The organism is Streptomyces genisteinicus (genome assembly GCF_014489615.1).
Classification (GTDB): Bacteria; Actinomycetota; Actinomycetes; order Streptomycetales; family Streptomycetaceae; genus Streptomyces; species Streptomyces genisteinicus.
In genome coordinates, this window is sequence record NZ_CP060825.1 from 5,440,001 (window position 1) to 5,452,987 (window position 12,987).

The 12,987-nt window shown below is 68.5% G+C and carries 3 protein-coding genes, 1 tRNA gene, 2 rRNA genes and 1 pseudogene (1 of these 7 running past the window's edge); 6 read left to right on the forward strand and 1 reads right to left on the reverse strand.

What is annotated here, in order from left to right; genetic code table 11:
• The 3 genes from IAG43_RS23690 to IAG43_RS23700 all read left to right on the forward strand — a co-directional run.
• Positions 1 to 1,077 (forward strand): 23S ribosomal RNA (locus IAG43_RS23690) (it extends 2,049 nt beyond the left edge of the window).
• 79 nt (positions 1,078 to 1,156) lie between these two features.
• Positions 1,157 to 1,273 (forward strand): 5S ribosomal RNA (gene rrf, locus IAG43_RS23695).
• A gap of 233 nt (positions 1,274 to 1,506) precedes the next feature.
• A tRNA-Thr gene (locus tag IAG43_RS23700) sits at positions 1,507 to 1,579 on the forward strand.
• Positions 1,580 to 1,672: 93 nt separating this feature from the next.
• Here IAG43_RS23700 and IAG43_RS23705 read toward each other — a convergent pair.
• Positions 1,673 to 4,327 carry a SpoIIE family protein phosphatase gene (locus IAG43_RS23705; protein ID WP_187742705.1) on the reverse strand — a complete coding sequence of 885 codons (2,655 nt, stop codon included), beginning with the start codon at positions 4,325 to 4,327 and terminating at the stop codon, positions 1,673 to 1,675.
• A gap of 927 nt (positions 4,328 to 5,254) precedes the next feature.
• Here IAG43_RS23705 and IAG43_RS35225 point away from each other — a divergent pair.
• The 3 genes and pseudogenes from IAG43_RS35225 to IAG43_RS23715 all read left to right on the forward strand — a co-directional run.
• Positions 5,255 to 6,727, forward strand: a pseudogene (locus IAG43_RS35225) (HAMP domain-containing protein); the annotation flags it as partial.
• Between the two features lie 183 nt (positions 6,728 to 6,910).
• Complete coding sequence (locus IAG43_RS23710) at positions 6,911 to 11,950, forward strand: HAMP domain-containing protein (protein ID WP_425508654.1); 5,040 nt, start codon at positions 6,911 to 6,913, stop codon at positions 11,948 to 11,950.
• A gap of 273 nt (positions 11,951 to 12,223) precedes the next feature.
• Positions 12,224 to 12,907, forward strand: coding sequence for a response regulator (locus IAG43_RS23715; protein ID WP_187742707.1), 684 nt, complete (start codon positions 12,224 to 12,226; stop codon positions 12,905 to 12,907).
• The last annotated feature ends 80 nt before the right edge of the window (positions 12,908 to 12,987 follow it).

Sequence of the window (12,987 nt, forward strand, 5' to 3'; positions counted from 1 at the left end):
CTGCCCGGTGCTGGAACGTTAAGGGGACCGGTTAGCTTGGATTCGTCCGGGCGAAGCTGAGAACTTAAGCGCCAGTAAACGGCGGTGGTAACTATAACCATCCTAAGGTAGCGAAATTCCTTGTCGGGTAAGTTCCGACCTGCACGAATGGCGTAACGACTTCTCGACTGTCTCAACCATAGGCCCGGTGAAATTGCACTACGAGTAAAGATGCTCGTTTCGCGCAGCAGGACGGAAAGACCCCGGGACCTTTACTACAGTTTGATATTGGTGTTCGGTTCGGCTTGTGTAGGATAGGTGGGAGACTTTGAAGCGGCCACGCCAGTGGTTGTGGAGTCGTCGTTGAAATACCACTCTGGTCGTGCTGGATGTCTAACCTGGGTCCGTGATCCGGATCAGGGACAGTGTCTGATGGGTAGTTTAACTGGGGCGGTTGCCTCCCAAAGGGTAACGGAGGCGCCCAAAGGTTCCCTCAGCCTGGTTGGCAATCAGGTGTTGAGTGTAAGTGCACAAGGGAGCTTGACTGTGAGACCGACGGGTCGAGCAGGGACGAAAGTCGGGACTAGTGATCCGGCGGTGGCTTGTGGAAGCGCCGTCGCTCAACGGATAAAAGGTACCCCGGGGATAACAGGCTGATCTTCCCCAAGAGTCCATATCGACGGGATGGTTTGGCACCTCGATGTCGGCTCGTCGCATCCTGGGGCTGGAGTCGGTCCCAAGGGTTGGGCTGTTCGCCCATTAAAGCGGTACGCGAGCTGGGTTTAGAACGTCGTGAGACAGTTCGGTCCCTATCCGCTGTGCGCGTAGGAGTCTTGAGAAGGGCTGTCCCTAGTACGAGAGGACCGGGACGGACGAACCTCTGGTGTGCCAGTTGTCCTGCCAAGGGCATGGCTGGTTGGCTACGTTCGGAAAGGATAACCGCTGAAAGCATCTAAGCGGGAAGCCTGCTTCGAGATGAGGACTCCCACCTCCTTGAGAGGGTAAGGCTCCCAGTAGACGACTGGGTTGATAGGCCGGATATGGAAGCCAGGTAACTGGTGGAGTTGACCGGTACTAATAGGCCGAGGGCTTGTCCTCAGTTGCTCGCGTCCACTGTGTTAGTTCTGAAGTAACGAACTCGCCTTTGCCGGCTGGTAGTTCGACATCTTCATAGTGTTTCGGTGGTCATAGCGTTAGGGAAACGCCCGGTTACATTCCGAACCCGGAAGCTAAGCCTTTCAGCGCCGATGGTACTGCAGGGGGGACCCTGTGGGAGAGTAGGACGCCGCCGAACAATCATTGTGGGGAAGCCCCGGAACCTTGTTCCGGGGCTTTTCTGCGTTCACCGCCGAATCGTCCGCCGCCCGCCTGCGGGACGTACGCGGACGAACCGGGTGTCCGGCCCCAACCGGCCAGTCCGCCGGCCTGGTTGGAGCCGTGGAGAAGTGCAGGTCAGGCATTTGGAATCGCCCGTGGGGATGGGCTATGCTTCATCTCGTTGCCACGGGGAAAGCCCCGGAACAACAGGCCCCTATAGCTCAGTCGGTAGAGCGTCTCCATGGTAAGGAGAAGGTCAACGGTTCGATTCCGTTTGGGGGCTCAACGAGAAAAGGCCCCCCGCCTCACGGCGGGGGGCCTTCTTCATGTCCGGGTACCGGCCCCGTTGCGGCCGGGAACGCCCCGACCGGGGAGGTCAGTCCTTGTGGGGCTCGTGGACCCGCATGGCCAGGATCGCCATGTCGTCCGACGCCGGCTCCGCCGCGAACCGTTCGACCGCCCGCAGCACCCGGGCGGCCACCGCTCCGGCGGTCAGACCCGTGCAGGTCGTCAGCACATCGCTCAGGCCGTCGTCGCCCAGCATGCGCGTGCCCTCACGGCGTTCGGTGACCCCGTCGGTGACGCACAGCAGCACATCGCCCGGATCGAGCGTGACGACCTGCTCGTACAGTTCGAGGTCGTCCATCACACCGAGCAGCGGCTGCGGTTCGGCCGCCGGCTCCACCGTCCCGTCCGGGCGCAGACGCAGCGGCAGCGGATGGCCGGCGCAGACGAACTTGAGCACGGCACTGCCGTCCTCCTGCGGCCACAGCTCGCCGTAGAGCAGCGTGAGGAAACGGCTGCGTGCGCCCTCGTCGAGGATGGCCGCGTTGAGGCGTTCGAGGACGGCGGGTCCGCCGAATCCCTCCCGGGCCAGCAGACGCAGCGCGTGGCGGGCCAGGCCGGTGACCGCGGCGGCCTCCGGGCCCGTCCCGCAGACGTCTCCGATGGCGAAGCCGTACGCGCCGTCCTTGATGGGGAACAGATCGTAGAAGTCGCCGCCGACCTCGTTGCCCTCACCCGCGGCACGGTAGATCACCTCCACCTCGACGCCCGGGATCTGCGGGAGCTCCGGAGGCAGCAGGCTGCGCTGGAGGGACTGGCTGATCGCCACGCGCTCCGAGTACAGCCGGGAGTTGTCGAGTGCCAGCGCCGCACGGCGGGAGAGGTCCTCGGCCAGTTCCAGGATCTCCTGGCGGAAGTGGTCGTCGGACGGCTTGCCGAGCACGATCATGCCGATGACCCGGTTGCGGGCGACCAGCGGCAGCACGACCGTCTCGCCGCCGACGACCGCGGCCGTCGCCATCGTCCCGCCGATGCCGGAGGAGACGGGCGGAAGCGCACCGAGGCCGAGCTCGCGCTTGGACACGAGCAGGGCCGCGCGCTGGGCCGCCTCGGCGGGAGCCGTCCACACCCGTGCCCCGGGCGTGGGCACCGGGTCCGGGGGATCGATCCGCGACAGCAGGGCCTTGAGGTCGTCGATGCGCTCCTCGTCCTCGTGGAGGACGTAGGAGAGGTACGGCTCGGACGACTGGTCCGCGATCGTGTAGACGGCGCACCAGGTGGCGAGCGTGGGGACGGTCATCTGGGCCATCAGCGCCAGCGTCTGGTCGCGGTCGAGGGTGCCCGCGAGGAGGTCGGAGGCCTCGACGAGGAAGGAGAGGGAGCCGCGCCGCAGCCGTTCCAGTTCTCCGAGCCGGGCCGACTCGACGGCCAGCGCGATCCGGTCGGCGGCGAACTGCAGGCGCAGAGCCTCCTCGTTGGAGTAGCGTCCCGCCGACTCGGCGGCGACGCCGAGCGAGCCGGTGAGTCTGCCCTCCACCTTGAGGGGCACGGTGACGACCGACCGCATTCCGGTCGAGTTCAGCAGCGGCACGGCGCCCGGGACGCTGCTGAGGTCCTCGTGGACGGCCGGCATGCGGGCCGAACCGTAGCGGCCGGTGCCCGCCTCGACCGGGACCCGGGCGAAGCGCTGCCGGGCGGAGGGCAGGCCGGTCGTCGCGCGGACCTCCAGCTCGGTCTCGTCGTCGGTGGCCAGCAACAGGAAGGCGGAATCGCCGTCGAGCATGTCCCTGGCGCGCTCGACCGTCCGCTGGAGCAGCCCGTCGAGGTCGTCGGGTGCCGGGGACCCGATGAACACCTCGAAGGGATCGGCGGAGCGGCTGTCCGCCCCGCGGTCGGAGGCCGGGGCGCGGTGCGGCGTCTGCAGGACGGCCCGCTCCTCGTCGCGGACCAGCAGACAGACCGTCGACGGTTCGCCGTGGGTGTCCCGTACGCGCAGGTGGGAGGCGTAGACCGGGATCACGCGGCCGTCCACGCCGCGGATGCCGTAGCTGCCCTCCCAGCGCGAGAGCTGGAGGGCCTCGGCGATGCCGGTGCCGGTGCCCGGGGTGTGCGGCCAGGCCGCGAGGTCGGTCAGAGGTTTGCCGACGACCTGGTCGGCCGTGTAGCCGAACAGGTGCTCGGCGTCCTCGTTCCACGCGTTGACGGTGCCGCCGCCGCCGATCTGGGCGACGGCCACCCGTACGCGCTCCTCGGCGACCGGCAGCATCGAGACGGGCAGCGCGGGCCCGGCGGAGCGGGCGCCCACCGGGCGCTGGGGAAGATCGAGGCGGAACCAGACGTGCTTGCGGGTCGGGGTGTACTCCACGCCCCAGCGGGAGGCGAGGGCCGCGCAGAGCAGCAGGCCCCTGCCGTTCTCGCGGTCGAGGCTTGCGAAGCCCTGCCCGGCGCCCTGCATCGGCACCTCGCGCTCCGGATACCGGTCGCCGACCTCGACCCGGACGCCGTCCTCGCTGCGCAGGCACAGGACGTCGGCGGCGGTGCCGGCGTGGATGACGGCGTTGGTGACGAGTTCACTGGTGAGGACCACGGCGTCGTCGACGACGTCGGCGTGGCCCCAGCCCTGGAGGGTGTCGCGGACGAAGGCGCGGGCGGCCGCGACGGACCGCCCCACCGGTTCGAAGGTGGCGGCCGCCCGAGCGGTGACCACGGAACTCCTCGTACGCGCCTCGACGCCCGGCTCTGCCATGATCGGCCCGTTCCTCCCCGTGCCCGGTGACGTACCCGCTTCGCACCACCCCTGCCGGGCGGACCGGGGCGGTTGGACAGCCGCATGCCAGGTTACTTACCTTCGCTGTCCGAGCGGATGCCGGTTGCGGCTGTTTCCGCCCTCCGGGGGCGGGGACCCTATGCGAAGCTGCCGAACTGTTATGGCCTGGTTCCGGCATGGTGAAACACTGGGCAGGCTGGCTGAGAGAGCCCAGGCAGTACGGTCAACCCCTGCGGGAGGGACACGGTGGAGTCTGGCGCGACGGCGCGGGCCAAGGACGCGCGTGCGAAAGGCGGACGGTCCCGGAGCAATGGGACCACCGAGGTCGACACGGCGGCGCTGAACAGGCTGCTGGCGGCCTTGGTGACGATGCGGGACGGGAACTTCCGCCGCCGTCTCACGGTGTCCGGCGACGGCGTCATGTCCGAGATCGCGGCCGTGTTCAACGAGGTCGCGGATCGTAATCTTCATCTCACCGGCGAGTTGACCCGGGTCCGCAGAATGGTCGGCCGCGAGGGCAAGCTGACCGAGCGGCTGGAGACGGGTGCCTCCGAGGGCTCCTGGGCCGTCGCGATCGACGCGGCGAACGAACTGGTCGACGATCTCGCGCGGCCGGTCTCCGAGGTCGGCCGCGTGCTGTCGGCGGTCGCCGAGGGCGACCTGGACCAGCGGATGGAGCTGCGCTCGCACTCCACCGATCCGCAGGACGGGACGGTGCGGCCGCTGCGCGGCGAGTTCCTGAAGGTGGCCCGCACGGTCAACAGCCTGGTCGACCAGCTGTCCGCGTTCACCGACGAGGTGACCAGGGTGGCGCTGGAGGTCGGCACCGAGGGCAAGCTCGGCGGCCAGGCCCAGGTCCGCGGCATGTCCGGTTCGTGGAAGGACCTCACGGACTCGGTCAACACCATGGCGTACCGGCTGACCGCCCAGGTGCGGGACATCGCCCTGGTGACGACGGCGGTCGCCAAGGGCGACCTGTCGCAGAAGGTCACCGTCCACGTGGCGGGCGAGATGCTGGAGCTGAAGAACACCGTCAACACGATGGTGGACCAGCTGCAGTCCTTCTCCTCCGAGGTGACCCGCGTCGCCCGGGAAGTGGGCACCGAGGGCGAGCTGGGCGGTCAGGCGACCGTGCCCGGCGTGGCCGGCGTGTGGAAGGACCTCACCGACTCGGTCAACACCATGGCCGGCAACCTGACCTCGCAGGTGCGGGGCATCGCCGAGGTCACGACCGCGGTCGCCAACGGCGACCTGTCGCAGAAGGTCACGGTCAGCGCGCGCGGCGAGGTCGCCCAGCTCGCCGAGACGATCAACCAGATGACCGAGACGCTGCGCACGTTCGCGGACGAGGTCACCCGGGTCGCGAGCGAGGTCGGCGCCGAGGGCCTGCTCGGCGGTCAGGCGCAGGTGCCGGGTGCCGCGGGTACGTGGAAGGACCTCACCGATTCGGTGAACACCGCCTTCCGCAACCTCACCGGTCAGGTGCGGGACATCGCGCAGGTGACGACGGCGGTCGCCAGCGGCGACCTGTCGCAGAAGGTCACCGTGGACGTCGCGGGCGAGATGCTGGAGCTGAAGAACACTGTCAACACCATGGTGGCCCAGCTCCAGTCCTTCGGTTCCGAGGTGACGCGGGTGGCCCGCGAGGTCGGCGTCGAGGGCCGCCTCGGCGGTCAGGCCGAGGTGCCGGGTGCGGCGGGTACGTGGAAGGACCTCACCGATTCGGTGAACACGGCCTTCCGCAACCTCACCGGTCAGGTGCGGGACATCGCGCAGGTGACGACGGCGGTCGCCAACGGTGACCTGTCGCAGAAGGTCACCGTGGACGTCGCGGGCGAGATGCTGGAGCTGAAGAACACCGTCAACACCATGGTGGCCCAGCTGTCCTCGTTCGCCGACCAGGTCACGCGGATGGCGCGGGACGTGGGCACCGAGGGCCGTCTCGGCGGTCAGGCCCGGGTCGACGGCGTCAGCGGCACCTGGAAGGAGCTGACGGACTCCGTCAACTTCATGGCCGGCAACCTGACGTCCCAGGTGCGGCAGATCGCCCAGGTGACGACGGCGGTGGCCCGCGGCGACCTGTCGCAGAAGATCGACGTGGACGCGCGCGGCGAGATCCTGGAACTCAAGAACACCATCAACACGATGGTCGACCAGCTCTCCGCGTTCGCCGAGCAGGTGACCCGGGTGGCGCGCGAGGTGGGCACCGACGGGCGTCTCGGCGGCCAGGCGCAGGTGCCCGGCGTGGCCGGCGTCTGGCGCGACCTGACGGACTCGGTGAACGGCATGGCCGAGAACCTCACCGGGCAGGTCCGCAACATCGCCCAGGTGGCCACCGCGGTGGCCCGCGGCGACCTGTCGCAGAAGATCGACGTGGACGCGCGCGGCGAGATCCTGGAACTCAAGAACACGCTCAACACGATGGTCGACCAGCTCTCGAACTTCGCCGAGCAGGTGACCCGGGTCGCGCGGGAGGTGGGCACCGAGGGAATCCTCGGCGGCCAGGCGGAGGTCCAGGGTGTCTCCGGCACCTGGAAGGACCTGACCCAGTCGGTGAACTTCATGGCGAACAACCTGACGAGTCAGGTCCGCAACATCGCGGAGGTGACGACGGCGGTCGCCAAGGGCGATCTGTCGAAGAAGATCACCGTCGACGCCAAGGGCGAGATCCTCGAACTGGTGACGACCGTCAACACGATGGTCGACCAGCTCTCCGACTTCGCCGACGAGGTGACCCGGGTGGCCCGTGAGGTGGGCACCGAGGGCGTGCTGGGCGGCCAGGCGCGGGTGCGCGGTGTCACCGGCATCTGGAAGGACCTCAGCGACAACGTCAACCTGATGGCCAACAACCTGACCAACCAGGTGCGCAACATCGCGCGCGTCTCGTCGGCGGTGGCCAACGGCGACCTGACGAAGAACGTGACCGTCGAGGCGCGGGGCGAGGTCGCCGAGCTCGCCGACACGGTGAACACGATGGTGCGCACACTGTCGTCGTTCGCCGACGAGGTGACCCGGGTGGCCCGCGAGGTGGGCACCGACGGGCGTCTCGGCGGCCAGGCCCACGTGCCGGGGGTGTCGGGTACGTGGAAGGACCTGACCGAGTCGGTGAACTCGATGGCCTCGAACCTCACCGGTCAGGTGCGGCAGATCGCGACGGTCACGACGGCCATCGCGAAGGGTGATCTGACCCGCAAGATCGACATCGACGCGCGCGGCGAGATCCTGGAGCTGAAGACGACCATCAACACGATGGTCGACCAGCTGTCGTCGTTCGCGGACGAGGTCACCCGGGTCGCGAGCGAGGTCGGCGCCGAGGGCCTGCTCGGCGGTCAGGCGCAGGTGCCGGGTGCCGCGGGTACGTGGAAGGACCTCACCGATTCGGTGAACACCGCCTTCCGCAACCTCACCGGTCAGGTGCGGGACATCGCGCAGGTGACGACGGCGGTCGCCAGCGGCGACCTGTCGCAGAAGGTCACCGTGGACGTCGCGGGCGAGATGCTGGAGCTGAAGAACACTGTCAACACCATGGTGGCCCAGCTCCAGTCCTTCGGTTCCGAGGTGACGCGGGTGGCCCGCGAGGTCGGCGTCGAGGGCCGCCTCGGCGGTCAGGCCGAGGTGCCGGGTGCGGCGGGTACGTGGAAGGACCTCACCGATTCGGTGAACACGGCCTTCCGCAACCTCACCGGTCAGGTGCGGGACATCGCGCAGGTGACGACGGCGGTCGCCAACGGTGACCTGTCGCAGAAGGTCACCGTGGACGTCGCGGGCGAGATGCTGGAGCTGAAGAACACCGTCAACACCATGGTGGCCCAGCTGTCCTCGTTCGCCGACCAGGTCACGCGGATGGCGCGGGACGTGGGCACCGAGGGCCGTCTCGGCGGTCAGGCCCGGGTCGACGGCGTCAGCGGCACCTGGAAGGAGCTGACGGACTCCGTCAACTTCATGGCCGGCAACCTGACGTCCCAGGTGCGGCAGATCGCCCAGGTGACGACGGCGGTGGCCCGCGGCGACCTGTCGCAGAAGATCGACGTGGACGCGCGCGGCGAGATCCTGGAACTCAAGAACACCATCAACACGATGGTCGACCAGCTCTCCGCGTTCGCCGAGCAGGTGACCCGGGTGGCGCGCGAGGTGGGCACCGACGGGCGTCTCGGCGGCCAGGCGCAGGTGCCCGGCGTGGCCGGCGTCTGGCGCGACCTGACGGACTCGGTGAACGGCATGGCCGAGAACCTCACCGGGCAGGTCCGCAACATCGCCCAGGTGGCCACCGCGGTGGCCCGCGGCGACCTGTCGCAGAAGATCGACGTGGACGCGCGCGGCGAGATCCTGGAACTCAAGAACACGCTCAACACGATGGTCGACCAGCTCTCGAACTTCGCCGAGCAGGTGACCCGGGTCGCGCGGGAGGTGGGCACCGAGGGAATCCTCGGCGGCCAGGCGGAGGTCCAGGGTGTCTCCGGCACCTGGAAGGACCTGACCCAGTCGGTGAACTTCATGGCGAACAACCTGACGAGTCAGGTCCGCAACATCGCGGAGGTGACGACGGCGGTCGCCAAGGGCGATCTGTCGAAGAAGATCACCGTCGACGCCAAGGGCGAGATCCTCGAACTGGTGACGACCGTCAACACGATGGTCGACCAGCTCTCCGACTTCGCCGACGAGGTGACCCGGGTGGCCCGTGAGGTGGGCACCGAGGGCGTGCTGGGCGGCCAGGCGCGGGTGCGCGGTGTCACCGGCATCTGGAAGGACCTCAGCGACAACGTCAACCTGATGGCCAACAACCTGACCAACCAGGTGCGCAACATCGCGCGCGTCTCGTCGGCGGTGGCCAACGGCGACCTGACGAAGAACGTGACCGTCGAGGCGCGGGGCGAGGTCGCCGAGCTCGCCGACACGGTGAACACGATGGTGCGCACACTGTCGTCGTTCGCCGACGAGGTGACCCGGGTGGCCCGCGAGGTGGGCACCGACGGGCGTCTCGGCGGCCAGGCCCACGTGCCGGGGGTGTCGGGTACGTGGAAGGACCTGACCGAGTCGGTGAACTCGATGGCCTCGAACCTCACCGGTCAGGTGCGGCAGATCGCGACGGTCACGACGGCCATCGCGAAGGGTGATCTGACCCGCAAGATCGACATCGACGCGCGCGGCGAGATCCTGGAGCTGAAGACGACCATCAACACGATGGTCGACCAGCTGTCGTCGTTCGCCGAGGAGGTCACCCGGGTGGCCCGCGAGGTGGGCACCGACGGGCAGCTGGGCGGTCAGGCGCGGGTGCGCGACGTCGACGGCACCTGGCGCGACCTGACCGAGTCGGTGAACGAGATGGCCGGGAACCTGACCCGGCAGGTGCGCGCGATCGCCGCCGTGGCCACCGCGGTGACCCGGGGCGATCTGAACCTGAAGATCGACGTCGACGCGGCGGGTGAGATCCAGGTCCTCCAGGACAACATCAACACCATGATCGCCAACCTGCGCGACACCACCCTCGCCAACGAGGAGCAGGACTGGCTCAAGGGCAACCTGGCCCGTATCTCGGGTCTGATGCAGGGCCGCCGGGACCTGGACGACGTGGCCTCGCTGATCATGAGCGAGCTCACGCCGGTCGTCTCCGCGCAGCACGGCGCGTTCTTCCTGGCGATGGCGACGGGCAGCAGCTCGGACGTGTCCTCGGGCGGGGAGACGTACGAGCTGGTGATGCGCGGCAGTTACGGCTACTCGGCCGGGCTGATGCCGACGTCGTTCCGGCCGGGGGAGACCTTGATCGGCACGGCGGCGGAGGAGAAGCGCACGATCCAGGTCAACGTGCCGCCGGGGTACCTGAAGATCTCCTCGGGTCTGGGGGAGGCGTCCCCGGCGTATGTGATCGTGCTGCCGGTGCTGTTCGAGGGGAAGGTGCTCGGTGTGATCGAGCTGGCGTCGTTCCAGCCGTTCACCCAGATCCAGCGGGACTTCCTGAACCAGATCGCGGAGATGATCGCCACCAGCGTCAACACGATCAGCGTCAACACCAAGACCGAGGTCCTGCTGAAGCAGTCGCAGGAGCTGACCGAGCAGCTGCGGGAGCGGTCGGCCGAGCTGGAGAACCGGCAGAAGGCGCTCCAGTCGTCCAACGCGGAGCTGGAGGACAAGGCCGAGCTGCTGGCGCAGCAGAACCGCGACATCGAGGTGAAGAACACCGAGATCGAGGAGGCCCGCCAGGTGCTGGAGGAGCGGGCGGAGCAGCTCGCGGTCTCCATGCGCTACAAGTCGGAGTTCCTGGCGAACATGTCGCACGAGTTGCGGACGCCGCTCAACTCCCTGCTGATTCTGGCCAAGTTGCTCGCGGACAACGCGGACGCCAACCTGTCGCCGAAGCAGGTGGAGTTCGCCGAGACGATCCACGGGGCGGGCAGCGACCTGCTCCAGCTGATCAACGACATCCTCGACCTGTCGAAGGTCGAGGCGGGCAAGATGGACGTCAGCCCGACCCGTATCGCGCTGGTGCAGCTGGTGGACTACGTGGAGGCGACCTTCCGGCCGCTGACCGCGGAGAAGGGGCTCGACTTCTCGGTCCGGGTCTCGCCGGAGCTGCCGGCCACGCTGCACACCGACGAGCAGCGGCTGCTCCAGGTGCTGCGCAACCTGCTGTCGAACGCGGTGAAGTTCACCGACAGCGGTGCCGTGGAGCTGGTGATCCGACCGGCGGGCGCCGATGTGCCGCAGTCGATCCGGGAGCAGCTGCTGGAGGCGGGCACGCTGCGGGACGCGGACGCGGACCTGATCGCGTTCTCGGTGACGGACACCGGGATCGGGATCGCCGCGGGGAAGATGCGGGTGATCTTCGAGGCGTTCAAGCAGGCCGACGGGACGACCAGCCGCAAGTACGGCGGGACGGGCCTGGGCCTGTCGATCAGCCGGGAGATCGCACGGCTGCTCGGCGGCGAGATCCACGCGGCGAGCGAGCCGGGCCGGGGCTCGACCTTCACCCTGTACCTGCCGCTGCACGTGGCGGAGCCGTCGTCGCCGTCCTATGCGCAGCTCCCGCCGGAGCCGGACGCGCAGGAGCCGCAGTCGGGCGGTGCCGGGCACGTGGTGCAGGCGCCGCCGCGGCAGCCCGCGCCGCAGGCGGGACCGGCGGCGCTGTTCCGGCGGCGGCGCAAGGCGCTGGCGGCCGGGGAGGCCGAGGGCCGGTCGCCGGGGGAGCAGGCCGTCGAGGAGGCCGTGGACGAGCGGCGGGTGTTCGCCTTCGACGGCGAGAAGGTGCTGATCGTCGACGACGACATCCGCAACGTCTTCGCGCTGACGTCGGTGCTGGAGCAGCACGGCCTGTCGGTGCTGTACGCGGAGAACGGCCGCGAGGGCATCGAAGTCCTGGAGCAGCACGACGATGTGACGGTCGTTCTGATGGACATCATGATGCCGGAGATGGACGGGTACGCGACGACGACGGCGATCCGGCGGATGCCGCAGTTCGCCGGCCTGCCGATCATCGCGCTGACCGCGAAGGCGATGAAGGGCGACCGGGAGAAGGCCATCGAGTCGGGTGCGTCCGATTATGTGACGAAGCCTGTTGATCCTGATCATCTGCTGTCGGTGATGGAGCAGTGGATGCACGCAAAGTGACCACATGCGGCGGGTTTGCCGCGCGAAGCTGATCGACTCTGTCCGTACGTGTGTGGGAGACCGTTTTCCGGGGAACGATCCGGTCTCCCCCCACGTTTTCGGTACGTGCACAGTGACATCGTGGTGACAGGGTGTGGCGACGGGCGGGGTGCGGCTACCATGACCGGCACAAGAACGGGCGACGCAACAGAGTCGTCCCCTGGGGCGGCGCCCGGTGCGTCCTCCGGCTCCCGGAGCCGGAGAGACCCCATGCCGGGACGAGGAGGACGGGGCATGGTGCAGAAGGCCAAGATCCTCCTGGTCGATGACCGGCCGGAGAATCTGCTCGCGCTGGAGGCCATCCTCTCCGCGCTCGATCAGACACTGGTGCGGGCATCGTCAGGGGAGGAAGCGCTCAAGGCGCTGCTGACGGACGATTTCGCGGTCATTCTGCTGGATGTCCAGATGCCGGGAATGGACGGGTTCGAGACGGCCGCGCACATCAAGCGGCGCGAGCGGACGCGTGACATCCCGATCATCTTCCTGACCGCGATCAACCACGGCCCCCACCACACCTTCCGCGGGTACGCGGCGGGGGCGGTCGACTACATCTCGAAGCCGTTCGACCCGTGGGTGCTGCGCGCCAAGGTCTCCGTCTTCGTCGAGCTCTACATGAAGAACTGCCAGCTGCGCGAGCAGGCCGCGCTGCTCCGGCTCCAGTTGGAGGGCAGCGGCCGGCAGGACGGCACCCCCGGCCGCGAGTCCGCGGGCCTGCTCGCCGAACTCTCCGCCCGCCTCGCCGCGGTCGAGGAGCAGGCGGAAGCGCTCTCCAAGCAGCTCGACGACGACTCCGCGGACGCGGCCGCCGTCGCCACGGCCGCGCATCTCGAACGCAAGCTGACCGGGCTGCGCCGCGCGCTGGACGCACTGGAGCCGGGCACGGGCGGAGGCGCGCCGACGCTTCCCTCGCAGACCTGAGCCCCACCGCCCCGCCCCGCGGGCCGACTTGTCCGTGACGGGACGTCAGTTCACCGTCGCCGCACGCGCGACACGATCGG